This is a genomic window from Pseudooceanicola sp. NS-SX9 (assembly GCF_057380705.1).
In genome coordinates this window covers 2613748-2636725 of sequence record NZ_CM170818.1, presented here as the reverse complement: position 1 = coordinate 2636725, position 22978 = coordinate 2613748, and the positions used below count along the sequence as shown (strand labels likewise).

General features: G+C 67.8%; 21 protein-coding genes and 1 riboswitch. Of the genes, 11 read left to right on the top strand and 10 right to left on the bottom strand.

Annotation, left to right across the window (positions count from 1 at the left end; translation table 11 throughout):
• Positions 1-189 precede the first annotated feature (189 nt).
• From pstB to pstS, 4 genes are all read right to left on the bottom strand, one after another.
• Positions 190-1002 carry a phosphate ABC transporter ATP-binding protein PstB gene (pstB, locus tag AC2ITM_RS12455; RefSeq protein WP_486466959.1) on the bottom strand — a complete coding sequence of 271 codons (813 nt, stop codon included), beginning with the start codon at positions 1000-1002 and terminating at the stop codon, positions 190-192.
• A complete protein-coding gene (pstA, locus tag AC2ITM_RS12450) occupies positions 999-1847 on the bottom strand; it encodes a phosphate ABC transporter permease PstA (protein ID WP_486466958.1) in 849 nt (282 codons plus the stop codon). The genes pstB and pstA overlap by 4 nt, the downstream gene beginning before the upstream one ends.
• A gap of 10 nt (positions 1848-1857) precedes the next feature.
• Positions 1858-2823: a phosphate ABC transporter permease subunit PstC gene (pstC, locus tag AC2ITM_RS12445; protein ID WP_486466957.1), complete on the bottom strand. Its 966-nt coding sequence runs from the start codon at positions 2821-2823 to the stop codon at positions 1858-1860.
• Between the two features lie 112 nt (positions 2824-2935).
• Positions 2936-3997, bottom strand: a complete 1062-nt coding sequence (gene pstS / locus AC2ITM_RS12440; protein WP_486466956.1) for a phosphate ABC transporter substrate-binding protein PstS — start codon at positions 3995-3997, stop codon at positions 2936-2938.
• A gap of 413 nt (positions 3998-4410) precedes the next feature.
• Between pstS and AC2ITM_RS12435 the strand changes: the two genes are divergently transcribed.
• The 8 genes from AC2ITM_RS12435 to AC2ITM_RS12400 all read left to right on the top strand — a co-directional run bounded on the left by AC2ITM_RS12435 (position 4411) and on the right by AC2ITM_RS12400 (position 12276).
• Positions 4411-5727, top strand: a complete 1317-nt coding sequence (locus tag AC2ITM_RS12435) for a GGDEF domain-containing protein (protein WP_486466955.1) — start codon at positions 4411-4413, stop codon at positions 5725-5727.
• A gap of 405 nt (positions 5728-6132) precedes the next feature.
• Entirely contained in the window at positions 6133-6975 is an 843-nt protein-coding gene (locus AC2ITM_RS12430) for a glycoside hydrolase family 25 protein (RefSeq protein ID WP_486466954.1), read from the top strand.
• Positions 6976-7143: 168 nt separating this feature from the next.
• Positions 7144-7968 carry a UDP-2,3-diacylglucosamine diphosphatase gene (locus tag AC2ITM_RS12425; RefSeq protein WP_486466953.1) on the top strand — a complete coding sequence of 275 codons (825 nt, stop codon included), beginning with the start codon at positions 7144-7146 and terminating at the stop codon, positions 7966-7968.
• Positions 7950-9101: a glycosyltransferase gene (locus AC2ITM_RS12420; RefSeq protein WP_486466952.1), complete on the top strand. Its 1152-nt coding sequence runs from the start codon at positions 7950-7952 to the stop codon at positions 9099-9101. The genes AC2ITM_RS12425 and AC2ITM_RS12420 overlap by 19 nt, the downstream gene beginning before the upstream one ends.
• Positions 9088-9669 carry a DedA family protein gene (locus AC2ITM_RS12415; protein ID WP_486466951.1) on the top strand — a complete coding sequence of 194 codons (582 nt, stop codon included), beginning with the start codon at positions 9088-9090 and terminating at the stop codon, positions 9667-9669. The genes AC2ITM_RS12420 and AC2ITM_RS12415 overlap by 14 nt, the downstream gene beginning before the upstream one ends.
• The gene (locus tag AC2ITM_RS12410; protein ID WP_486466950.1) at positions 9660-10361 is read left to right on the top strand and encodes a glycosyltransferase family 2 protein; all 702 of its coding nucleotides are present in this window, start codon (positions 9660-9662) and stop codon (positions 10359-10361) included. The genes AC2ITM_RS12415 and AC2ITM_RS12410 overlap by 10 nt, the downstream gene beginning before the upstream one ends.
• Before the next feature lie 107 nt (positions 10362-10468).
• The gene (locus AC2ITM_RS12405) at positions 10469-11734 is read left to right on the top strand and encodes an MFS transporter (RefSeq protein WP_486466949.1); all 1266 of its coding nucleotides are present in this window, start codon (positions 10469-10471) and stop codon (positions 11732-11734) included.
• A 53-nt stretch (positions 11735-11787) separates the two neighbouring features.
• Positions 11788-12276: a hypothetical protein gene (locus AC2ITM_RS12400; protein WP_486466948.1), complete on the top strand. Its 489-nt coding sequence runs from the start codon at positions 11788-11790 to the stop codon at positions 12274-12276.
• Positions 12277-12535: 259 nt separating this feature from the next.
• Here the strand turns inward: AC2ITM_RS12400 and AC2ITM_RS12395 are convergent, their stop codons facing one another.
• From AC2ITM_RS12395 to AC2ITM_RS12370, 6 genes are all read right to left on the bottom strand, one after another.
• Positions 12536-15241: a cation:proton antiporter gene (locus AC2ITM_RS12395; protein ID WP_486466947.1), complete on the bottom strand. Its 2706-nt coding sequence runs from the start codon at positions 15239-15241 to the stop codon at positions 12536-12538.
• A 204-nt stretch (positions 15242-15445) separates the two neighbouring features.
• Complete coding sequence (gene tenA, locus AC2ITM_RS12390) at positions 15446-16111, bottom strand: thiaminase II (RefSeq protein ID WP_486466946.1); 666 nt, start codon at positions 16109-16111, stop codon at positions 15446-15448.
• Positions 16112-16113: 2 nt separating this feature from the next.
• The gene (gene thiD / locus AC2ITM_RS12385) at positions 16114-16932 is read right to left on the bottom strand and encodes a bifunctional hydroxymethylpyrimidine kinase/phosphomethylpyrimidine kinase (RefSeq protein WP_486466945.1); all 819 of its coding nucleotides are present in this window, start codon (positions 16930-16932) and stop codon (positions 16114-16116) included.
• Positions 16929-17543 carry a thiamine phosphate synthase gene (gene thiE, locus AC2ITM_RS12380; RefSeq protein WP_486466944.1) on the bottom strand — a complete coding sequence of 205 codons (615 nt, stop codon included), beginning with the start codon at positions 17541-17543 and terminating at the stop codon, positions 16929-16931. Before thiE ends, thiD begins: the two co-directional genes overlap by 4 nt.
• Entirely contained in the window at positions 17540-18337 is a 798-nt protein-coding gene (gene thiM, locus AC2ITM_RS12375; protein WP_486466943.1) for a hydroxyethylthiazole kinase, read from the bottom strand. The genes thiE and thiM overlap by 4 nt, the downstream gene beginning before the upstream one ends.
• Before the next feature lie 56 nt (positions 18338-18393).
• Positions 18394-18484: riboswitch (TPP riboswitch) on the bottom strand.
• Positions 18485-18533: 49 nt separating this feature from the next.
• On the bottom strand, positions 18534-19865 hold the full coding sequence (locus AC2ITM_RS12370; protein ID WP_486466942.1) for a hypothetical protein: 1332 nt from the start codon (positions 19863-19865) through the stop codon (positions 18534-18536).
• A 470-nt stretch (positions 19866-20335) separates the two neighbouring features.
• Here AC2ITM_RS12370 and AC2ITM_RS12365 point away from each other — a divergent pair, with 470 nt between their 5' ends.
• Genes AC2ITM_RS12365 through AC2ITM_RS12355 form a run of 3 tightly spaced genes read left to right on the top strand, consistent with a single transcriptional unit; the run spans position 20336 to position 22978 of the window.
• Positions 20336-21322 carry an ABC transporter substrate-binding protein gene (locus tag AC2ITM_RS12365; RefSeq protein WP_486466941.1) on the top strand — a complete coding sequence of 329 codons (987 nt, stop codon included), beginning with the start codon at positions 20336-20338 and terminating at the stop codon, positions 21320-21322.
• 4 nt (positions 21323-21326) lie between these two features.
• Positions 21327-22112, top strand: a complete 786-nt coding sequence (locus tag AC2ITM_RS12360) for an ABC transporter ATP-binding protein (RefSeq protein ID WP_486466940.1) — start codon at positions 21327-21329, stop codon at positions 22110-22112.
• The gene (locus AC2ITM_RS12355; protein ID WP_486466939.1) at positions 22109-22978 is read left to right on the top strand and encodes an ABC transporter permease; all 870 of its coding nucleotides are present in this window, start codon (positions 22109-22111) and stop codon (positions 22976-22978) included. Before AC2ITM_RS12360 ends, AC2ITM_RS12355 begins: the two co-directional genes overlap by 4 nt.

The following is a 22978-nucleotide window of genomic DNA, read 5'->3' as shown; positions in this document are numbered from 1 at the left end:
CAATCGCTGCGATGCGGAAATTTTCGGCATGCGTGTGCCGGTATTTGGCTTTCAATGGGGCGGGATGTCACAGGCATGTAAAAAAGCCGCTGTAATTACAGCGGCTTGTTTACATTACGGTAGCGGAATGGGTTTGCCGCACCTGCAAAGTGTGTGGATGCAGAGCGGTTTTGCAGATTTTAAGGCTTTTCAGCCAAAGCGCCCCGAGACGTAATCGAGGGTACGGGATTCGCGCGGCGCCTCGAACAGGCGGGCGGTTTCGCCGGTCTCGACCAGCTCTCCCATGTACATGAAGGCGGTGCGCTGGCTGACGCGCCGGGCCTGGCCCATGTTGTGGGTGACGATGGCGACAGTGAATCGCTCCTTCAGCGTCAGGATCGTCTCTTCCAGCCGCGCGGTCGAGATCGGGTCAAGCGCAGAGGCGGGTTCGTCCAGCAAGATGACCTCGGGTTCGGTGGCGATGGTGCGGGCGATGCACAGACGCTGCTGCTGACCGCCCGACAGCGAACTGCCCGGCGCGTGCAGCTTGTCCTTCACCTCGTCCCACAGGGCTGCGGCGCGCAGGGCGGCCTCGATTCGGCCGTCCAGTTCGGACCGGGCGGTCAGCCCGGCCAGCTTCAGCCCGAAGGCGATGTTGTCGCGAATCGACATCGGGAAGGGGGTGGGCTTCTGGAACACCATGCCGATGCGGCTGCGCAGGGCCTCAAGATCGGTGCGCGGGTCCAGGATGTTGGCGCCGTCCAGCAGGATCTCTCCGGTGGCGCGCTGACCGGGATAGAGGGAATACATCCGGTTCAGGCAGCGCAGCAGCGTGGACTTGCCACAGCCCGAGGGGCCGATGAAGGCGGTGACCATGTTGCGCGGCAGGTCCAGCCAGACATCCTTCAGCGCGTGGCTGGTGCCGTAGTGGAAGTTCAGGCCGCGGATCGACAGGCGGGCGGCGGGGGCGGGATCGACACCGGCAAAGACCTCGGGGGGGGCTGTCAGGGTATCAAGGGTCATGGGCGGTGTCCTCTGGCGGTGACGGTGCGTGCGATGACGGAAAGGGCGAGCACGGCGAGGGTGATCAGGAAGGCGCCGGCCCAGGCAAGGGCCTGCCAGTTGTCATAGGGCGACAGCGCGAACTGGTAGATGGTGATCGGCAGCGAGGCCATCGGCCGGGTCATGTCGAGGCTGAAGAAGTTGTTCGACAGCGCGGTAAAGATCAGCGGTGCGGTTTCCCCCGAGATCCGCGCAATGGCCAGCAGCACGCCGGTGACGATGCCCGACAGCGCGGCCTTCCAGATCACCCGGCGGATCATGTGCCAGCGCGGCGCGCCAAGCGCCAGCGCGGCCTCGCGCAGGGTGTCGGGGACCAGGCGCAGCATGTTTTCGGTGGTGCGCACGACGGTGGGGATGACCAGGATCGCCAGCGCCACCGCGCCTGCCAGCCCCGAGAAATGCCCCACCGGCCGCACCAGCACCTGGTAGACGAAGAGGCCGACGATGATCGAGGGCACCGACAGCAGGATGTCGTTGAGGAACCGCAGCACCTGCGCCAGCCGCGAATGGCGGCCATATTCCGACAGGTAGGTGCCGGCGAACAGGCCAATGGGCGTGCCGATCAGCACCGCCAGCCCCGACAGCAGCAGCGATCCGATGATCGCGTTGCGCAGGCCGCCTTCCTGCATCGGGCCGGGGGTGTCCTGGGTCAGCACATGGGCGTTCAGTGCCGACAGGCCCTTCAGGCACAGTTCTCCCAGGATCAGGGCCAGCACGGCAAGGCCCGCCACTGCCGAGAGGGTGGCGAGCGTCATCATCACGCCGTTCAGCGCCTTGCGGCGGCGCAGCCGGGACGGGGAAGTCATGCGGGGTCTCCTAGGCGGTGCGGCGCTGCAGGCGGCGCAGCAGCAGCTGGGCGCCCGCCAGCACCAGGAAGGTCAGCACGAACAGCACGAAACCAAGCGCGATCAGCGCCGCGCTGTAGGCACCGGCGCTGGCTTCGTTGAACTCGTTCGCGATCGAGGCCGAGATCGTCGTGCCGGGTTGCAGCAGGCTGCTGGGCACGCGGTGGGCATTGCCGATGACGAAGGTGACGGCCATGGTCTCGCCCAGGGCGCGGCCCAGGGCCAGCATCATGCCACCCATCAGCGCCGGGGCGGCCCGGGGCAGGGTGATGTGGCGGGTGACCTCCCAGGTGGTCAGGCCCATGCCGAAGGCGGCCTCGCGCAGTAGCGGCGGGGTGGTCAGGAAGATGTCGCGCGACAGCGAGGCGACGAAGGGCAGCACCATCATCGCCAGGATCAGCGCGGCGGTCAGCAGGCCGATGCCGTAGGGCGGGCCCTGAAACAGCGCGCCGATCCCCGGCAGCGCCCCCAGCGTGTCGATCAGCACCGGCTGCACGACATGCTGCATCACCGGCGCCAGCACGAACAGGCCCCAGATCCCGTAGATGATCGAGGGGATGCCGGCCAGAAGCTCGATCGCGATGCCGATGGGGCGGCGCAGCGGGCGGGGGCAGATCTCGGTCAGGAAAAGGGCGATGCCCAGCCCCAGGGGCACCGCGATCAGCATCGCCAGCCCCGAAGACACGATGGTGCCGTAAAGCGCGGGCCAGGCGCCGTAATGGTCGGTGACGGGGTTCCAGACCCGGGCGGTCAGGAAGCCCGGTCCAAGGTCGCGGAAGGCAGGCCAGGCGCCTGCGGCCAGCGACAGGCAGACCCCGGCCAGCACCACCAGCACCAGCACCGCGGCCGCCAGGCTGGCGCCATGGGCGATGCGGTCGCCCCGCCGGGCGCGGCTGTGGGCGCGGCTGGGGGACAGAAGGGGATCGATCACGGTCATGGTCTCTCCGAAGCGAAGGCGCCCCGCGCGGGGAACGCGCGGGGCCTTGGGGAAGGGATCGGGCCGGGCAGAGCCGGAGCACTCATTGGGGCGCCGCCCGGCCGGGCTCAGGTCAGTTGGTGGCGTCGGTGTAGACCGGCTTGCCGTCGCTGCCCTGGATCTGCTGCCATTCCTGCTTGACCAGTGCCACGACGCTGTCGGGCATGGGGATGTAGTCAAGCTTGCCGGCAGCATCGTCGCCATGGGCATAGGCCCAGTCGAAGAACTTCAGCGCCTCGGCCGAAGCGCTCGCATCCTTGGCGTCGGAATGCATCAGGATGAAGGTGGCGGCCGTCATCGGCCAGGTCGCATCGCCCGGCTGGTTGGCCAGGATCACGCCGAAACCGGGCTGGCTGGACCAGTCGGCATTGGCTGCTGCGGCGGCAAAGGCCTGGGCCTTGGGGGCCACGCGCTTGCCGGCGGCGTTGATCATGTCGGTATAGGTCATGTGGTTTTGCAGCGCGTAGGCATATTCCACATAGCCGATGGAATTCGCGGTCTGCTCGACATCCGCCGACACGCCCTGGTTGCCCTTGGCGCCGATGCCCACCGGCCATTCGACCGAGGTGGCAACCCCCACCTTGTCCTTCCAGGCCGCCGAAACATCGCCCAGATAGGTGGTGAAGTTGAAGGTCGTGCCCGACCCGTCCGAGCGGTAGACCACGGCGATCGCCTTCGACGGCAGCTTCAGGCCGGGGTTCAGCTTGGCGATGGCCGGGTCATCCCATTTGGTGATCTCGCCCAGGTAGATCTTGGCCAGGGTCGGGCCGTCCAGCACCATCTTGCCGGGTTCGATGCCTTCGACATGCACCACCGGGACGATACCGCCCATGACGGTGGGGAACTGCACCAGGGTGTTTTTCTTCAGCTCGTCGCCCTTCAGCGGCGCGTCAGATGCGCCGAAGGTCACGGTGCGGGCCTCGATCTGCTTGATGCCGCCGCCCGAGCCGATGGCCTGGTAATTCAGGCCGGTGCCGGTCTCGGACTGGTAGGTCTTGGCCCAGGCGGAATAGATCGGGAAGGGGAAGGTGGCACCGGCCCCCGAGATGTCGCCGGCCATGGCGGTGCCGGCAAGGGTGACAAGGGCAGCACCGGCCAGCAGCGCGGTACGGGTCGGGATCAGGCGAAGGGACATCGGTGTCTCCGGTTGTGGCAGCGGCCGCCGGTCCCCCTGGCCCCTGCCGAGTGCAGGGTGGGCGGCGGTCTCGGGGGTCTGATGGGCCGCTTCTGTGACAGGGGCGTGAAGGTGCTGCGGGTGGATTTGGCCGGTCGTGAGCATCGCGGGGCAGGGGGGCGGCCCGGCATCTTTTCTGAAAAATCAGGGAAAATGCCGGGTGGCGCCCAGGTTCCGGGGGGATGTGGTCGGGGGATGGATCACGTTTGGATCGCGCTTTCGTGATGGTGGATGCCCGGGGCGGGGACGGGGGTCGCCGGATCCCTTGCCCTCGAATCCTGCAACCGAAAGCCTGCGCGCTGTCGTGGGTGCTTGCCTGTGCGGGCGCTGCCTGCAACCATCGGGCCAGAGCCCAGAACGAAGCGGATCACGCCATGACGACGACCGGACACCGAAACCTGCGCGAAATGCTGCGGGGATTTTCGCTGCGCAGCTGGCTGACGGTGGGGATGGTGGTGGCAGTGCTGCCGCTTCTGGTGATGGGGGCGCTGTTCTACGCCACCTATCACAGCCGGATCGCGCAGCCCTTCCGCAGCGTGCTGATGGCACAACACCGGATCATGCTGCCCCTGGAACGCCTGCAGGGCGAGCTGTGGGAGCTGAGCGTGGCCGTCAACGACTATGCCGACAACGGCGCCGAAAGCTATCACCGCAGCCTTGAGACGACCGAGGGCCATGTGGCGCAGCACCTGTCGGCACTGCAGGCGGCGGTGCGCGACTATGGCCTTTACGGTCCGGTGCTGGAGGGGGTCAGCCGCGAATGGACCGAGGTCCAGCGCGCCGCCGCCGCCGTCGAGGCCGGTGATCCGGCGCAGGCCGATCCGGCGCTGGAACGGTTCGAGGACGTGATTTCGGAAACCGCGCGGCGGCTGGAAACCCTCAGCGAGGACCTGCGCCAGCAGAACGAGGCCAGCCATGCCCTGGCGCTGCGGGCGATGCGGCATCTGGAATACATGGCGGCCGGGGCGGTGGTGCTGACGATCCTCTTCGTGGTGGCGGCGGTGCAGATCATCGACCGGGCGCTGATCGCCAGCACCGACCGTCTGGTGGCGGGGGCGATGAACATCTCGACCGGGGATCGTTCGGCGGTGATCGACGTGCAGGTGCCGCCCGAGCTGGCGAAGGTGGCCGATGCCTTCAACGTCATGACCCGGCAGATCCAGCACCAGGAAACCCAGCTGGCGCTGGCGGCCGAGACCGACAGCCTGACCGGGCTGAAGAACCGCCGCGCCTTCGATCAGGCGCTGAAGGCCCAGGTTGCGGCGCTGCCCGAAGAGGGCGGCCGCTTTGCCCTGCTGATGCTGGATGTCGATCATTTCAAGATGTTCAACGACACCCATGGCCACCTTGCCGGCGACGAGGCCCTGCGCCAGGTCGCCGAAAGCCTGGTCTCGGAGGCGCGCGCCACCGACATGGCCTTCCGCTATGGCGGCGAGGAATTCGCCATGATCCTGCCCGGGGTGCGCGACAGCGATGCGCTGTCGGCCGCCGAACGGGTCTGCCGCACCGTGGCGCGTCGCGGCGTGGTCCTGCCGGGCGGGGCCCATGTGCCCGCCACCGTCAGCATCGGTGTCGTTGTGCCGGTCTCGGCCGGCAGCCCCGAACAGGTCGTGGCGCGGGCCGATCGGGCGCTTTATGCGGCCAAGACCGGTGGGCGCAACCGGGTGGTCTCGGACGACGAGGGGATCTGAGGCCCCCCGTCCTGCCATGCGCTGGATGCAAGGCGGGTCTGACGATCCGTCGATTGTTTGCTGCGGTGCCGCATGGCATAAGGTTTTCACAGACATCAACGATGTCGATGAGTTTTCCTGGGGCTCTCCTCCTCCTCCCTGAGCCTCGGAAATATGCGGCAGCCCCACTCCTCCTCCCTAGGGGCTGCCGCACTCTCCCTCTCTTCCCTGTCCTTGCAGATCGTCCGGCAAAACCGGCAGATTGTTGCGTTTTTCGCGGCCGACCTCACGCGCCCCCTCGACGGCGGGCGGCGGCTCTGCTCTGGCTGGATCAACGGGCGCGTGGTGAAAAAAGACGGTCGAAAGGCCGCGTCACCGCCCTAGGTTGCAGGCGAAACCGGCAGGACGCGAGAGGCAGGAGACAACATGCAGGCAATGCAGCGGCAGATCCGGGCAGGGGTGGCGGCCCTCTGCGCGGCATCCATTCTTGCGGGATGCGGGGGCGGTGGCCCCCGGACCGGCAAGATGGCGGCGCCGCGCGAATTGCGCGCCCAGGATTACCGTGCCGACGGCATTCCGAAGGTCTTTGGTGATACCAAGCCGCATGACTGGGACGGCGTCACGCCCAGCCTCTACCAGGTGCACGGCATCGATGCCTCGCGCTACCAGGGCACCATCAACTGGGCGCAGGCGCGTGCCCATGGCATCGCCTTCGCCTGGCTGAAGGCCACCGAAGGCGGCGATTACGTCGATCCGGGCTATGCACAGAACGCGCCCCGGGCGCGGGCGGCGGGGGTGCCGGTTGGCGCCTACCATTTCTATTACTTCTGCCGGACGCCTGCAGAGCAGGCGAACTGGTTCATCCGCAACGTGCCCTATACGCCCGGCGATCTTCCGCCGGTGCTGGATATCGAGTGGAATCACCAATCCAAGACCTGCTCGCGCAATCCCGATCCGGCGACGGTGCGGCAGGAAATTCGTCAGTTCGTCAATATCGTGACGCCGCATTACGGCACGCCGCCGGTGATCTATACCACGCCGGACTTTTTCGCCGACAACCAGCTGGGGACCATGGTAGGGTATGAATTCTGGCTGCGCTCTGTTGCCGGTCACCCTTCGGAGAGGTATCCGAACGAACGCTGGAGTTTCTGGCAATATACGGGTACCGGCGTGGTGCCCGGGGTCAGTGGAATCGTGGACATCAATGCGTTCGCGGGTGACCTTGAAACCTGGCTGGTCTGGCGCGCGTTGCGTCAGCAGGGTCAGTAAGGCGAACGCAAGGTGTGACTGGAATGCTGCACCTGCATTGTAACACGCAACAAGCTTGCGTGAGTTGAGGGTTTTGCAGGCGCTGTCACATTGAAGAAATATTCTGCGGACATATACCCCTTATCGTACACTCGCACGGGTGCGGGTTCCGGAACTGTGGAGCATGACATGGCGTTCGATGCGCCGCGAGCGTCAGGTCGCGAACTTGTCCGTACGGTCTTTCTGTCTGACTTCCACCTGGGCGCGCGCAGTGCCCAGGCCGACAAGATCCTGAATTTCCTGCGGCGCTTCGAGGCCGGCAAGATCTATCTGGTGGGCGACATCTTCGACATCTGGCACGGCGGTCGCGTCCACTGGGACGATGCCCATGATGCGATCATCCGTGAACTGGTGGCCCATGCCGAACGCGGCGCCGAGGTGATCTATCTGACCGGCAACCATGATGCGATGCTGCGCCGGGCCGAACAGTCGCCGGTGCGGCAATGGAAGATGGCCGAAACCGACATCCACCATTCCGCCGATGGCCGCCGCTATCTGGTGGTGCATGGCGACCAATGCGATCCGCGCCTGCTGCAATGGCACTTCATGACCCGCTTCGGCAGCCGCGTCGATGGCACGGCGCGTGCCGCCAATGCGCTGCTGCGGCGCATTCGCAACCTGCCCGAGGCGCAGCGGACCTTCCTGGAATGGGGCATCGACCGGGTGCATTCCTTCCTGGCCATGGGCCCCCGCTTCGAGGCCCGCGTCACCGAACTGGCCCGCGCCCATGGCTGCGACGGTGTCGTCTGCGGCCATTCCCACCAGCCCGCATTGAAGGAAACCCAAGGGTTCCTTTTTGCCAATTGCGGCGATTGGGTCGACAGTCACACCGGTCTCGTGGAACTTGCCAACGGGACTATGCGTCTACTTAACGAGGCCGAAGCGCCTGCGCCGGCATCCGCCGCGCGTCCCGAAACTGTCCCGGAGGGAAGCGTATGGAAAGCATCCTCCTGATCGTCTGTCTGGTACTGGTGGCAGTACCGCTTGGCGTGCATCTGACCACCCTGTCGCTGGCAGCCTGGCGCTATCGCGGCAAGGAGGCCCCGGTGCGCCCGTTCCTGGCCGCCGTGCCGGTGACGCTGATCCGCCCGGTCCGCGGGCTGGATCCGTCCGAGAAGGGCACGCTCGCCTCGACCTTCCTGCTGGATTACCCGAACCTGGAAATCCTGTTCTGCGCCTCCGAGGCCAATGACCCGGCGCTGCCGTTCATTCGCGACCTGATGCGGGCGCGGCCCAACGTCAATGCGCGCATCCTGGTGGGCGACCGCCATTTCAGCGGCAACCCCAAGCTTAATAACGTCGAAAAAGGCTGGGAGGCCTCGACCGGCGAGATCGTCGTGATGACGGATTCGAACCTGATGCTGGAGCCCGATTACATCTGGCGTCTGGTCGACCGGTTCGAACCCGATGTCGGCATGGTCTCGGGGCCGCCGATCGGGCGGGGGGCGCAGAACATCTGGGCCGCCGTCGAATGCGCCTTCCTGAACACCAACCAGGCGCGCTGGCAGCTGGCCGCAGATGCGCTTGGCCATGGCTTTGCCCAGGGCAAGACGCTGGCCTATCGCCGCGACGTGCTGGAGGCGGGCGGCGGCGTGCAGGCGCTGGCGGGCAACCTGGCCGAGGACGTCGCCTCGACCAAGCTGGTGCGCGCGCAGGGGATGCGGGTGCGCCTGACCCATCGCCTTTACGCCCAGCCGGTGCCCCGGCGCACGCCCAAGACCGTCTGGGCGCGGCAGCTGCGCTGGTCGCAGATCCGCCGCGAGGGCTTTCCGCTGATCTTCCTGGCCGAGATCCTGCAGGGGCCGACCCTGTCGATGCTGGGTCTGGCGGGGCTGTGGTTCATGGGGGCGCTGCCCGACTGGACGGTGCCGATCCTGCTGGCCTTCTGGTACGGCATGGAATGGGGCACGGCGCGCATCGCGGGCTGGCCCGCACGACCGCGCGACCTGCTGGCGATGATCCTGCGCGATCTGATGCTGCCGGCGGTGTGGTACGCCACCTGGGGCGGTGGCGGGCTGACCTGGCAGGGCCAGGCGGTCACGCGCAAGAAGACGTCCCGCACGAAAGGACAGCATGTTCGGACTTGAGAGCATCGTGGCCCTGATGACTGCAAAGGGCCTTTGGATCGTTGCTCCTATCGCTGTCATCGAAGGCCCGATCGTTACGGTGATCGCGGCCTGGCTGGCCTCGCAGGGAATGTTTGATCCGGTCAGCCTGACCTTGGTGGTGATCGCGGCGGATCTGTTCGGCGACGGGCTGATGTATGCGCTCGGCCGCTGGGGGCTGGGCCATGTGCCGGCGAAATGGCGGGTCAAGCTGGGCCTGCGCCGCGCCCGGCTGAATGCCCTGGCCGAACATTTCGCCCAGAAGGGCGGGCGCACGCTGATCCTTGGCAAGCTGACCCATTCGGCGGGCTTTCTGGTGCTGGTTTCGGCCGGGATCGCGCGGATGCCGGTCTGGCAGTTCATCTGGTACAACCTGGTCGCCACCGTGCCGAAAAGCCTGGTCTTCGTGGTGCTGGGCTATACGCTGGGCTCCGCCTACACCAAGATCGACGGCTGGATCGGCAAGGGCACGCTGATCATGGCGGGCCTGCTGATCGCTGTCGCCGCCGCCTGGTTCATCCGCCGCGGCCTGCACCGCAAATGCAACTGAGCGTCTCTTGCCTGGTGCCCGCCTATAACGAGGCGGGCCGGATCGGCGGCGTGCTGCAGGTGCTGCGCGCCTGCGATGCGGTGGACGAGATCATCGTCATCGACGATGGCTCCCGCGATGATACCGTGGCCGAGGCCCGCGCCGCGCTGCAGGGCGATCCGCGCGCCCGGGTGCTGGTGCAGCCACAGAACGGCGGCAAGTCGCGCGCTGTCGCCCGCGGTATTGCCGAGGCCCGCGGCAGTCATCTGCTGCTGCTCGATGCCGATCTTCTGGGGCTGACGCCCGCGGCGCTGGCGGCGCTGATCGCGCCGGTGCGCAGCGGCGCGGCAGATGTGGCGATTTCCCTGCGGCGCAATGCGCCGGGGGTGTGGCGGGCAATCGGCCTTGACTACATTTCGGGCGAACGGGTGCTGCCACGGGCCATGCTGGCGCCGGTGGCAGAGCAGATCGCCAGCCTGCCGGGCTTTGGCCTGGAGGTCTTCATGAACCGGATCTGGCTGCAGGACCGCGCGCGCCTGGCGGTGGTGCGCTGGCCCGGTGTCGACAGCCCCTGGAAATCCCAGAAGGTCGGGCGCCTGGCCGGGCTGAAGGCCGATGCGAAGATGCTGCGCGAGATGTTCAGCCTGATCACCCCGGCCGAGGCCCTGTCGCAGATCCTGCGCCTGCGTGCCGCCCGCGTCCCACAACGGTAAACGTCCGTTAACGCTATCGCAGGCAACAGCGCTTTTGCCCCTGCTGTCATGATCGCTTCACTTGCGCGTGTGCGCCCAAGCTGCCAAGTCCGGGGCAGGGCTGTTCCGTGACCGCAGGTGTCACGCGCGCCCTGCTTCCTTCACATGCCCCTTCGGACCGGCCGTGCCCGGGCCCCGGCGGGACGTCGATTTTCAGGAGAGGCCGCATGGCCCTGACCCGGACCCCCTGGCGCGCCGTTGCCGCCGCCTTCATCTTCAACGGCATGGCGATCGGCACCTGGGCCGCACGCGTGCCCGCCGTAATGGAGGCCCACGGCCTGACGCGCAGCGGCCTGGGGATCTACCTGCTGCTGATGGGCATCGGGGCGCTGGTGTCCTTTCCGCTGGCCGGGCGGATCACCGACCGGCTGGGCCCGGCGCGGGTGACCTTCTGGCTGGCCTTCTGGCTGGCGGGCGCGATGCTGTGCGTGTCGGTGGCGCCCGGCGCGGTGGGGCTGGGGATCGCCCTGTTCTGCTTCGGGGCGGGGCACGGGGCGATGGATGTCGCGATGAACTCCTGGGCGGCCGAGGTCGAACGCCACATGGGGCGCGCCGTGATGTCCTCGATCCACGCCATGTGGAGCGTGGGCACGGGGATTTCGGCGGCCCTGGGCTTTGTGCTGGTCAAGCTGGGGACGCCGATGCCGGTGCATTTCCTGATCGCCGCGGCGCTGATGCTGGCGTTGACGGTGCCGCCGATGAACATCCCCTGGCAGTCCGAACGCCGCACCGCGAAGTCCGGCGGCGCGATCTTTGCCATTCCGCGCGGCGCGCTGGTGCTGGTGGGGCTGATCGGCCTGTCCTCGGGCATCGGCGAAGGCGCCATGGCCGACTGGAGCGCCGTCTTCCTGGCCCAGAACGCCGGCGCCACCGAGGCGCAGGCCACGCTGGGCTATGGGGTGTTCTCGGTCGCGATGCTGATCACGCGGCTGCTGGCGGACCGGGTGATCACCTGGGCGGGGCCGGTGCCGGTGGCACGCGGCGGCGGCCTGCTGGCGGCGGTGGGCGTGGCGATGGCGACGCTGCTGCCGGGCTTTCAGGCAGCGCTGGCGGGCTTTGTCCTGATGGGGGTGGGCTATGCGACGCTGATGCCGCTGGCGGTCAGCCGGGCGGCCTCGGACCCGGATGTGCCGCCCGGACAGGCGCTGGCCTCGGTCTCGACGCTGGGCTACGGGGCGCTGCTGCTGGGGCCGCCGGTGATCGGGCAGCTGTCGCAGATGGGGTCACTGCGGCTGGCGTTCATGCTGCTGGGGGTCTTCGCGCTGATGGTGGCGGTGCTGGCGCCGGTGCTGGGGCAGGGGCGACCCGCAGGACGGCGCCACCGCCCGGCGTGACTTTTGCCACGGCGCGCTAGCTCTTCGGGGGACACCCTTCCCCCGGAGGCCTGATGAAACCGCTTGTCCCCTTGATGATGCTGGCCCTTTCGGCCGGTGCCGCGCTGGCCGAAACCCCGGCCGAACTGCCCGCCTACAGCGATGACCGTTCCAGCGCCGAGGCGGTGCTGAAATCCTACTACAACGCCATCGACCGCCACGAGCCGCTGCGCGCCTGGAGCTATTTCGCCGAAGAGCAGCGCCCCGATTACGATGCCCTCAAGGCGGGCTATGCCGATACCGCATCGGTGCGGCTGCGGCTGGGTACGCCCCAGCCCGAAGGCGCCGCGGGCACTACCTACTGGAGCGTCCCCACCGCCATCGAGGCCACCATGACAGACGGCAGCCACAAGGTCTTTGCCGGCTGCTACACGCTGGCGCAGCCCGATCCACAGGTGCAGGACACGCCGCCTTTCGATCCGATCGCGATCCGGCAGGGCCAGCTGGCCCCTGTCGAGGCGCCGCTGGACAAAGCCCTGCCCGAGAAATGCGACCCGAGCTGAGCGGCACCACAGCCCGGGCCAGGCTGCACCAACGCTCTGAACGGGGCGGCACCAGAGCCCCGGACCGGGCTGCACCAGCGCTCTGAACCGGGCCGCGGCAGTGGTTCGGGCCGGGCTGCACCAGCGCCTTGCACCGGGCCGCACCAGCGCCCCGACCTGAGCCGCACCAGTGTCCCGATCGGGCCATGCCGGGGCCCCGGACTGACCCGCGCCTGGCCCGCGCCTGGCCCGCGCCTGGCCCGCGCCTGACCCGCGCGGCTCAGTCCGCCGGGGCCTCGCGCTTTTCGGTATTGCCGGGGGGCGCCGCATCGGCCTCGGCCCCGTCCGGGCGCGCGTCGGGCTGACCGGTCCCGTCCAGCGGCAGCGCCGCAGCGGGCGCGCGGGGCGCGGGGTCGGGGGCCGGTGTGCTTGGCGGTGGCGGAGCGCTGCGGCTGGCCAGTTCCTCGTCATCGCCCCCCAGCATGGCGCGCAGCTTGGCCAGGTTTGCCTCTGACATCTCGCGGCCCTCGGCCATGCGCAGGATCGCCTTGCGGATCCCCTTGCGGGTCTGCAGCATGTGACGGAAGCGGGCCTCGTCCAGCACCAGCAGCGTCGTCGGCGCGATCGTCGTCACATCGCCGCGGTACCGTTCCCCCGTCAGCAACGAGATCGAGCCGAACATCTCTCCGCGCCCCAGGCGCGTGGTCTGCTTGGGGCCGCGGATCTCGACCGCGCCGGAGGCGATGAAGAAGACCGAACGCGCCACGTCGGCCTTGCGGCGGATGATCTCTCCCGGGCTGGCAAAGCGGGTGACCATGGTCTTCGACAGCTTCTTCAGCGTCGCGTCGTCGAATTCCGAGAACATCGGGATCTGCCGCGCCAGATCGACCCGGCGCATCGCCAGATCCAGCTTGGGCCGGGCGCGTTCGCGGGCCATCTTGGCATCCAGCCGGTGCGACAGCGTCAGGTGCAGCTCGGGGCCGATCAGGCCCTCTTCCATCAGGTCGTCCATCTCCTGACGCTCCAGCCGCAGGCCGGTGCGGCGGATGAACTTGCGCTCCAGCTCCTCGGCATAGCCGGGGTATTGCAGCTTCAGCGCCTCCAGCGCCTGTTCCACGGCCTCGATCCGGCGCTCAACCAGCTCGTGCAGCAGGTCGGCGACGCGGCGGCGGTGGATGCGGCGGATGCGGGTGTCGATGAAGCCGTGCAGCCCCTTCAGCACCAGCCGCTGCGCCAGCAGCAGTTCGAACCGGTCGGCGGTCAGCACCGCCAGCGGCCGCGAGATCCGTGTCCGGTTGTCGAGGAACACCGCCGCGCGGAAGCGCCGGTCAAAGCCCAGGGTCTGACGGTAGGCCGCGCGGTACCCCGTCCGGCCGGAACTGCGCGCGCCTTCCAGCACCCGTTCCGACAGGGCGCGGACCTGTTCATAGACCTTGGCCGACATCAGGCCGCTGTCATAGCCGCGGTCCACCAGGTCCAGCTCGTGCCCGGCCAGGGCGATCAGGCCCAGCGTGATGCGGTCACGGTCCTGGATGCCCTCCTCGGTCTCGGCCTGCTCAACCGCGGTGTCCAGGCGTTCGCCGAATTCCTTGGCCTCGGTGCGCACGATCTCCTTGGTCAGATCCAGCGCATCGGCCGCGATGGCGACGCGCTCGCGCACGCTTTGCAGGGCGACGGCGACCACCTGTTTCGACAACGCCAGATCCAGCGGCGACAGCCGGTCCAGCTTCAGCCGGGCGATGACCATGCGCAGCGTCGTGCCCTGGACCATCAGCGTGAACAGGGTGAAACCGGTGGCCAGGATACCCACCGCATGCTTGGTCGAGGACTGGATCAGCGGGTTTTCCGTCACCGCCAGCGCCAGGGCCAGCGTCACCGCGCCGCGCAGCCCGCCCCACAGGATCGCCACCTTGTAGGGGGTTTCCACCTTCGGAGAGAGGCGCGTCAGCGTCAGCAGCGGCAGCAGGACGAACAGCACCACGGCGCGCGCGGCAATCGCCGCCAGGGCCACCACGCCGACATAGAACAGGTCGATCCAGGTGACGCTTTCCATCAGTTTCGGGATCAGGATGGCGGCCAGGATAAAGATCAGGGCCCCGGCCCAGTGCGCCAGGATGTCCCAGACCTCGCGCAGCTTGTCCCAGCGGCTGGGGTCGATGCGGCCGGGCCCGGTAAAGTTCAGCACCAGCCCGCAAGCCACCACCGAGATCACACCCGAGGCGGACAGGAATTCCTCGGAGATGATATAGGAGAAATACGGCAGCGCCACCGAGACGCTGACCTGCGCCAGTTCGAAGCGGTTCAGCCAGGACATGATCCAGACGCCGATGCGCCCCATCGCCCAGCCGACCAGCGCGCCGGCGCCGACCAGATAGGGGAAGGTCTTGAGCGTTTCCAGGATCGTCGGTTCGGGCGTGGCGACCATGGTAAAGCTGATGAACAGGCCGAACAGCGCGATGGCGGCGGCGTCGTTCAGCAGGCTTTCGCCCTCGATGATGCGGCCCAGGCGCTTGGGCGCCGAGAGCGACTTGAAGATCGAGGCCACCGCCGAGGGGTCGGTGGTCGACACGACCGATCCCACCAGCAGCCCGGTTGCCAGCGACACGATCCCCAGCCAGTAGAGCGACAGGCCGATGGCGAAGGTCGACAGCACCACCGCCACCACCGCCAGCAGGATGATCGGCACCCAGTCGTCCAGCATCCTTCGGATGTCCATGCCCAGCGTCACCTGGAACAGCAGCGTCGGCAGGAAGATATAGAGGAAGGCATTGGCCTTCACCGGCAGGTCGGTCAGCGTCGCGGCGATGAAGTTCAGCGAATTGGCAAAGTTCACCGACAGGAAAAAGGCCGCGCCGGATCCGATCAGGATGCCCACGATGGCCAGGATGACGGTGAAGGGCAGCCTGAGGCGATCGGCCAGGGGCTCGCACACCCCCACGATCAGGAAGAGGCCGGCGACGATGGTGGTAAGGGCAACGATCTCCATAAGGCGGGGCGGGTCCGTTCAGGTCTTGATGTTGGAAGGGCGGTGGACAGGGCACCGGCAGGCGGCGCCTTGCCCTGCCAGCATATAGGAACAAAGCAGGGGAAATCTGCCCCCCTTCCGGCGAAAGTGGCGGGGATTTTCCGAAACCTGCTCCCGGACCGGCGGAAATCCGGGGGAAACTGAAAAATCCCCGTGATCAGGGCGTTACGGTTGCGCCCAGCCGCGCCGCTGCCAAGCGCTGTCCCAGAAGTGCCATTCGTGCCAGGAGGCCGCGGCAAAGGCGCGGTGCATCCGGGTGCGGGTCTCGGGGGTGGCGGCCTCGGCGGTGCGGTCGACCAGCGCCAGCATCCGGCGCACCCCTTCGGCAAAGGCCTCGCCGGCATAGGTGTCGATCCAGGCGCGGTAGGGGTTGTCGGCGGCGGCGGTGGCGTGGATCCGGGTGCCGATCTCGTGATAGATCCAGAAGCAGGGCAGGATCGCGGCCAGACCTTCGGCGAAATCCCCCAGCGTGATCCGCGCGGCAAGATAGGACACGTAATGGTCGCAGGCCTGCGAGGGGCCGGTGGCGGCGTAATCCTCGGGCGTGACGCCGAAAAGGCCCATGTAATGCGCGTGCAGCCCGCGTTCCACCGCGATGGCATTGGTGGCCGATTGCGCCAGCTGCTCGATGGCGGCGGCATCGGGGGCCTTGGCGGCAGCCATTGCCAGCACGCGGGCATAGCCTTCCAGGTAATGGGCGTCCTGGATGATGTAGCCGCGGAAGGTCTCGGGCGGCAGGGTGCCGTCGGCCAGTTCGCGGTTGAAGGGCATCTCGGCGATCTGGCGTTGCAGATCGGCGGTGGCGGCCCAGAGATCCTTGGTAAAGCTCATGATCAGGTCCTTGCGAAGGTTTGGGGATGGGCGAAGGCGTGGAAATGGTGGACGGGGCCGTGGCCATGGCCCACCTGCAGGCGATCCGCCCCGGCGATGGCGGCGGTGATATAGGCCTTGGCGGCGCGCACCGCGGTCTCCAGCGGCAGGCCCATGCCCAGCTGCGTGGCCAGCGCCGACGACAGCGTGCAGCCGGTGCCATGGGTGTTCCTGGTGGCGATGCGCGTCCCGGGCAGGGTCAGCTGCGCCTGCTCGGTGACCAGCAGATCGGGGCTGAGCGCGCCGGGCAGATGCCCGCCCTTCAGCAGCACCGCGCGCGGACCAAGGGCCAGCAGGGCGCGGGCTTGAGCCTCCATCTGGGCGCTTTCGGTGGCCTCGGGCTGGCCCAGCAGGTCGGCGGCCTCGGGCAGGTTGGGGGTGATGACGGTGGCCTTGGGCAGCAGATGGTCGCGCAGCGCCGCCACCGCTTCGGCGGCCAGAAGGCGGTCGCCGCCCTTGGCGACCATCACCGGATCCAGCACCACCGGACAGTCGAGGCCATCCAGCAGGTCCGCCACCAGCTGCACGATTTCGGGGGTGCCCAGCATCCCGATCTTGACCGCATCGATGCGGATGTCGTCGCGGATCGCCTGCATCTGGGCGCGGATCATCGCCGGATCGGTCAGTGCCACGCCGGTGACGCTCCGGGTGTTCTGCGCGGTCAGCGCGGTGATCACGCTCATGGCATAGCCGCCATTGGCGCTGATCGCCTTGATGTCGGCCTGGATGCCCGCGCCCCCCGAAGGGTCCGAGCCCGCGATGGTCAGGATGTTGGGGATCATGCGGCGCTCCATGCGTGCAGAAGGGTTTCGGTGGCGGCCCCCATGTCGGGCGCCCGCGCGATGGCCGAGACGACGGCCATGCCCGCGCAGCCCATCGCCTTCAGCGGCCCGGCATCGGCGGCGGTGATGCCGCCGATGGCCAGGCAGGGCAACGGCGCGGCCGCAACGATGCGTGCCAGACCCGCATGGCCCAGGGGCTGGGCATGGTCGGGCTTGCTGGCGGTCGCGTAGACCGGGCCCACGCCCAGGTAATCGACGCAGTCGACGGGGATGGCCGCCAGCTGGGGTTCGGTTTCCACCGACAGGCCCAGGATCATCTCGGGGCCGATCAGATCGCGGATGCGGGCCGGGTCGCCGTCGCTCTGGCCGACATGCAGCCCGTCGGCGCCGATTGCCAGCGCCACGTCGATGCGGTCGTTCAGGATCAGCCGCGCGCCGGTCGGGGCCAGACGCTCGGCCATCTCGCGGGCGAGGCGGGCGAAGGCGGCATCGGGCAGGGTCTTGTCGCGCAGCTGGATCCAGCGGGCCCCGGCGCGCGCGGCCGCTTCGGCCTGGGCCAGCATCGGGCGCGGCGCGCCGGCATCGGTGATGAAGCACAGCGCCGGGATCATGCCGCGACCCCTTCGCTGACGCGCGCCCGCGCCGCCAGATCGGCCGGCGTCAGCGCGTGCAGCGCATCGAGGAACGCCACCTGAAAGCTGCCCGGGCCGCGCGCGGTCTCGGCCGCGATGTCGCCCGCCACGGCATAGGCGGTCAGCGCGCCCAGCGTGCCCTCGAACGGGTCCTGGCCCACGGTGAAGGCCGCCACCACCCCGCTCAGCGCACAGCCCAGGGCGGTGATCTTGGGCATCATCGGATCGCCGTTCGCGACCTCGGCGGTGCGGCGGCCGTCGGTGATGAAATCCACCGGGCCTGTCACCGCCACCACGCAGCCCGACGCCCGCGCCAGCGCCAGGGCTGCGGCGCGGGCGGTCTCGACGCTGTCGGCGGCATCGGCGCCCTTGCCGGCCGCCAGCCCCCCCGCCAGCGCCAGGATTTCCGAGGCATTGCCCCGCACCACCGTGGGCCGCAGCGCCAGCAGCCGGGCGCCCAGATCGCGGCGGAAGGCGGTGGCGCCCACCGCCACCGGATCCAGCACCCAGGGCCTGGCCCGGGCGGTCATCGCGGCGGCGGCTTCCGCCATCGAGATCCCCCAGGCGGGATCCGCCGTGCCGATATTGACGCTGAGCGCCTGCGCCAGGCCCGCGAATTCGGCGGCCTCTTCGCGGGCATGGACCATCGCGGGCGAGGCGCCGATGGCCAGCATCACGTTGGCCATCACGTTCATCGCGACATAGTTGGTGATGTTCTGGACCAGCGGCGCGGTCGCACGCATCCGTTCCAGGGTTGCGGGAAGGTCGGTCATTCGCTCTTTCACTCGCGCATGAGGACCGGCGAGAAAGAGCTGGAGCGGGGCGAGGGGCCGACGATCCTGCGCCTCCCTCCGCCAGCATTATCTGGGTCAGGTTCTAAGGGTACGTCTCAGCCCGTGCGGGCGCCCCTGTCGCAGGATCGGGTGTTTCACAGGGCGGGGGGCGTGTCAAACCCCGGCCGCGGCGGCGTCAGCCCAGGGTCAGGTGCAATGCCGTGTAAAGCGCCGTGGTGACCACGCCCAGCCCCGCCAGAAAGCCCAGGTTCGGCCCGCAGACGATGCGCGCCAGCGGCAGATCGAAGCTGCGCGTCGCGATCGAGACCGAGGCCGAGGCGACCGACAGCGCCATGCCGCATTGCCAGCCGAAGAGGATCAGGATGAAGGCGGCCAGGGGCTCCAGCGCGTCGCCCACCCCGGCCAGCAGCGCCACCAGGATGGCGCCGATGACGGTGGAATGCATGCCGCAGATGCCCATCAGGATGCTGCACAGGATCAGCACGCCGAAGATCGCCGGCGCCGGCAGGTCGGCCAGCCCCAGATGGGTCAGCGCGGTCAGGAACCAGGGCGTCTGCGACAGCACCGCCCCCATGGTGATCGAGGCGCCGAACAGCCAGGCGGTGTTGCCAAGCTTGCCCAGCTCTCGCCAGATCCTGTCGCCCGAGGACCGCCGCACGGCCGTATCCTGGCGGGTCAGCCACAGGCCGAAGGCCACCGGGGTCAGCAGGATCACCAGCCCCGTGCCCGACAGCCCCGTGACCGCGTTCAGCACGATCAGCAGTACGGCGGTGCCGATGATCGGCAGCGCCATCTGGCTGACCAGCGACAGCGACGGCCCCAGCCGCAGCGGGTTCCATTCCCGCAGCGACAGCAGCAGCCCGCAGATCGCCAGCAGCGCTCCGCAGCCCAGCCCCAGCCACAGCGGCACGCTGGGCAGGTGGCTGCTGGCAAAGCCCGCCCCCAGCGAGAACGGCGTCCACAGCAGCGCCAGCCCGACGCCGCGCATGGCGACCAGGCCCGCGCGCTGGCGGGCGCCGTCTCCGGTCAGGGTCTGGAAGGGCGGGGCGAGGGCGATGAAGGCGCCCACCGTCATCACCGCGCCGATGGCATGGGCGGCGATCAGCGTGGCGCCGGGGCGCTGGTGGTCAGGCATGGCGCTGACGCGCTCGGTCACGCGGTTCAACGCGCCGCCCTGCTCGATCATCACGGAAATCAGGGTGATCGCCGGGAAAAAGCCCATGAACAGCAGCACCGTGTCCAGCCCCCTGGCCACTGCTGCCAGCGGCGCCCCCGTAGCCAGCGCCAGCGCCATCACCGCCGAGCCGATGACCACGATCACCCGCGTCGGCTTCTGTGCCTGCCCGGCCGTCATCGCCAGATACAGCGCGAACAGCCCCATCGCTGCCAGCCGGACATGGGGATCGGGCCACAGGATGTTCTGCACGGTCTGCAGCCACAGCAGCAGGGCGACGAGGGGAATGGCACGGCGCCGAAGGCGGGTCGCGGCGGACAGGGGATGGGACATCGGACCGGATACACGAAAGGGCGCGGGGAGGGCGCGGAAACTGCGCGGACCCAACGCCCGTCCACCGCCGGTGTCAATTGCTGCGCTGCGGCATACCCGTCTGTTCCCCGCTGCCCCGCAGGCCCCGCGGCATAGTTTCGCAGCAGTTCGGGGACAGCCCAGCAATTTCGGGGCGCGGCTTTCTAGGGTGTTGTTATCCCTATTCTTTCCTGTTGCGCTCAGGGGAACATCGGTGCCCTTAAGGCCGGGCGGTGCAGACTCGGTCCCGGGGATGTGCCACCAAAACAGGCACCCCGGTTGCCGGGATTTCAAGGCTACCGTCCATGTGATGCCCAAGGGATAGGCAATGGCCTGACCGAAAAGTCAAAAAATGCACCAATGCGGGAAAAGTCCCGCAGCGGGCCGTGAATTTCCGTCGCCTCGGCGCGAGGGCACGCCAAGGCTGGCGTCACAGGACAGGGAGAAAAAAGATGTTCCGTACTCAACTTGCCTCGGCTGCGGCGCTTCTGGCGATGGCGGCTCCGCTGGCGGCGCAGGATCTGACCAAGGTGACCTTCGGCACCAACTGGGTGGCCGAGGCCGAACATGGCGGCTTCTACCAGGCTGTCGTCGATGGCACCTACAAGGCCTGCGGCCTTGACGTGACGATCCTGCCGGGCGGGCCGCAGGTCAACAACCAGGCGCTGCTGCTGGCGGGCAAGATCGACTTCTACATGGGTTCGACCCTGGGGGCCTTCTTCGGGGTGGAACAGGACCTGCCGCTGGTGGATGTGGCGGCGCTGTTCCAGAAGGATCCGCAGGTGCTGCTGACCCATCCGGGCAAGGTGAAGACCTTCGAGGATCTGAAGCCGCTGAAGATGATCGTGGCGGATGCCACGCCCTATTACAGCTGGCTCAAGGCGGCCTACGGCTTCACCGATGAACAGCGCCAGACCTATACCTTCAACTCGGCCCCCTTCATCGTCGACGAGAATTCCGCCCAGCAGGGCTATGTCTCGTCCGAGCCGTTCTCGATCGAACAGCAGACCGGCTGGAAACCCGATGTCTGGCTGCTGGCCGACCACGGCTATACCGCCTATGCGACGACGATCCAGACCATGCAGGCCACGATCGACAAGAAGCCCGAGGTCGTCCAGTGCTTCGTCGATGGTTCGATCAAGGGTTGGTACAACTACCTCTACGGGGATCGTTCGAAGACCGATGCGATGATCAAGGAGGTGAACCCCGACATGAGCCAGGCGGCCATCGACTATGCCGTGCAGGCCATGAAGGACGAGGGGATCGTCGATTCCGGCGACGCGCTGAAGCTGGGCATCGGCGCCATCACCGACGAACGCGAGAAGGACTTTTACGACAAGATGGTCGAGGGTGGCGTCGTCAAGGCGGGCCTCGATATCTCCAAGTCCTATACCACCCAGTTTGTCGACAAGGGCGTCGGCATGGACCTGAAGAAGTAAGATCATGACAGCCGAGCTTGGAAACCGTGCCCCGATCCTGAACGTCCGCTCTGTCGACAAGACGTTCAACAAGGGGGTCGTCGCGCTCCGCCGGCTGTCGCTGACGGTGAACCAGGGCGATTTCATATCGCTCCTGGGCCCGTCGGGCTGCGGCAAGTCCACGGCCCTGCGGATGATCGCCGGCCTGATGGAGCCCTCGATCGGCAAGATCGACTGGACCGGAGGGCAGGGCGCCGATGACCTGGGGGTGGTGTTCCAGGAACCCACGCTGATGCCCTGGGCGACGGTGGCCAAGAACGTCTGGACGCCGTTCCGCCTGCGCGGCCAGTCGTTCCGTTCGGTGAAGGACCGGATCGAGGAAGCCCTGTCGCTGGTGGGCCTTGAGAAATTCGCCAATGCCTATCCGCGCGAACTGTCGGGCGGCATGAAGATGCGGGTATCCATCGCGCGGGCGCTGGTCACCCGGCCGCGGCTGATCCTGATGGACGAACCCTTTGCCGCGCTGGATGAAATCACCCGGCAAAAGCTGAACGACGACCTGCTGAACCTGAAGGCGCGCACCGGGGCGACGGTGATCTTCGTCACCCATTCGGTTTTTGAAAGCGTCTTCCTGTCGGACCGCATCCTGGTGATGGCCGCCCGCCCGGGCCGCATCATCCGCGAGATCGAGGTCCCCGAACCCTATCCGCGCGGCATCGAATGGCGCACCTCGGCCGAATACAGCCGCCTGGCGCGCGAGGCCTCGGACACGCTGCACGGTGCCCTGGACCACAAGGAGGCCGCGCAATGAGCCTGACCGACACCCGCCCCGATGACCAGCCCCTGGACGGGCCGATGCACGACGCCCAGGAAGAGCGCAAGGCCCGCCGCAAGAAGGCCGAGAAAATCGCCAAATACGTTCTTCCGGTCCTCGTGATGGCGCTGGCGGTCTGGTACTGGGACCGCCTGGTGGTCTGGAACAACATCCCCAAATACATCCTGCCCGGCCCCGGGCTGGTGATGAAGACGCTGTTTTCCGACTGGGGCATCCTGTCGTCGGCGCTGCTGGTGACGCTGAAGATCACCGCCATGGCCCTGGGCGTCGCGGTGATCGGGGGGGTGGCGATCGCGGTCCTCTTCTCGCTGTCGCGCTTTGCCGAGATGTCCTTTGCGCCCTTCGCGGTGATCCTGCAGGTGACGCCGGTGGTGTCCATCGCGCCGCTGATCTTCATCTACATCGACAACCGCTTTATCGCGCTTTTGTTCTGCGCCTGGATCGTGGCCTTCTTCCCGATCCTGTCGAACACCACGCTGGGGCTGAAGTCGGTCGACCACAACCTGTCCGACCTGATGACCATCTACCGCGCCAACCGCTGGCAGCGGCTGCGCTACCTGCAACTGCCCTCGGCCTTGCCCTATTTCATGGGCGGGCTGCGCATCGCGGGGGGGCTGGCGCTGATCGGGGCGGTGGTCGCGGAATACATCGCCGGCACCGGGGGCATCGGCTCGGGTCTGGCGTTCCGCATCCTCGAGGCCAGCTATCGCCTCAATATCCCGCGGATGTTCGCGGGGCTGATCCTGATCGCGGCGACCGGCGTGCTGATCTACGGTCTGACCTCTCTGCTGAGCTGGCTGACCCTGCGCAAATGGCATGAATCGGCGCTGAACCGAGAGTAA

Excerpts from the sequence above, each read along its gene's own strand:
- pstB (WP_486466959.1), bottom strand. The coding sequence starts at position 1,002 with ATGACCCTTGATACCCTGACAGCCCCCCCCGAGGTCTTTGCCGGTGTC.
- AC2ITM_RS12370 (WP_486466942.1), bottom strand. The coding sequence starts at position 19,865 with ATGTCCCATCCCCTGTCCGCCGCGACCCGCCTTCGGCGCCGTGCCATT.
- AC2ITM_RS12410 (WP_486466950.1), top strand. The coding sequence starts at position 9,660 with ATGCAACTGAGCGTCTCTTGCCTGGTGCCCGCCTATAACGAGGCGGGC.
- pstC (WP_486466957.1), bottom strand. The coding sequence starts at position 2,823 with ATGACCGTGATCGATCCCCTTCTGTCCCCCAGCCGCGCCCACAGCCGC.
- AC2ITM_RS12360 (WP_486466940.1), top strand. The coding sequence starts at position 21,327 with ATGACAGCCGAGCTTGGAAACCGTGCCCCGATCCTGAACGTCCGCTCT.
- AC2ITM_RS12395 (WP_486466947.1), bottom strand. The coding sequence starts at position 15,241 with ATGGAGATCGTTGCCCTTACCACCATCGTCGCCGGCCTCTTCCTGATC.
- AC2ITM_RS12400 (WP_486466948.1), top strand. The coding sequence starts at position 11,788 with ATGAAACCGCTTGTCCCCTTGATGATGCTGGCCCTTTCGGCCGGTGCC.
- pstA (WP_486466958.1), bottom strand. The coding sequence starts at position 1,847 with ATGACTTCCCCGTCCCGGCTGCGCCGCCGCAAGGCGCTGAACGGCGTG.
- tenA (WP_486466946.1), bottom strand. The coding sequence starts at position 16,111 with ATGAGCTTTACCAAGGATCTCTGGGCCGCCACCGCCGATCTGCAACGC.
- pstS (WP_486466956.1), bottom strand. The coding sequence starts at position 3,997 with ATGTCCCTTCGCCTGATCCCGACCCGTACCGCGCTGCTGGCCGGTGCT.
- AC2ITM_RS12355 (WP_486466939.1), top strand. The coding sequence starts at position 22,109 with ATGAGCCTGACCGACACCCGCCCCGATGACCAGCCCCTGGACGGGCCG.
- thiE (WP_486466944.1), bottom strand. The coding sequence starts at position 17,543 with ATGATCCCGGCGCTGTGCTTCATCACCGATGCCGGCGCGCCGCGCCCG.
- AC2ITM_RS12435 (WP_486466955.1), top strand. The coding sequence starts at position 4,411 with ATGACGACGACCGGACACCGAAACCTGCGCGAAATGCTGCGGGGATTT.
- AC2ITM_RS12365 (WP_486466941.1), top strand. The coding sequence starts at position 20,336 with ATGTTCCGTACTCAACTTGCCTCGGCTGCGGCGCTTCTGGCGATGGCG.
- AC2ITM_RS12420 (WP_486466952.1), top strand. The coding sequence starts at position 7,950 with ATGGAAAGCATCCTCCTGATCGTCTGTCTGGTACTGGTGGCAGTACCG.
- AC2ITM_RS12425 (WP_486466953.1), top strand. The coding sequence starts at position 7,144 with ATGGCGTTCGATGCGCCGCGAGCGTCAGGTCGCGAACTTGTCCGTACG.
- AC2ITM_RS12430 (WP_486466954.1), top strand. The coding sequence starts at position 6,133 with ATGCAGGCAATGCAGCGGCAGATCCGGGCAGGGGTGGCGGCCCTCTGC.
- thiM (WP_486466943.1), bottom strand. The coding sequence starts at position 18,337 with ATGACCGACCTTCCCGCAACCCTGGAACGGATGCGTGCGACCGCGCCG.
- thiD (WP_486466945.1), bottom strand. The coding sequence starts at position 16,932 with ATGATCCCCAACATCCTGACCATCGCGGGCTCGGACCCTTCGGGGGGC.
- AC2ITM_RS12415 (WP_486466951.1), top strand. The coding sequence starts at position 9,088 with ATGTTCGGACTTGAGAGCATCGTGGCCCTGATGACTGCAAAGGGCCTT.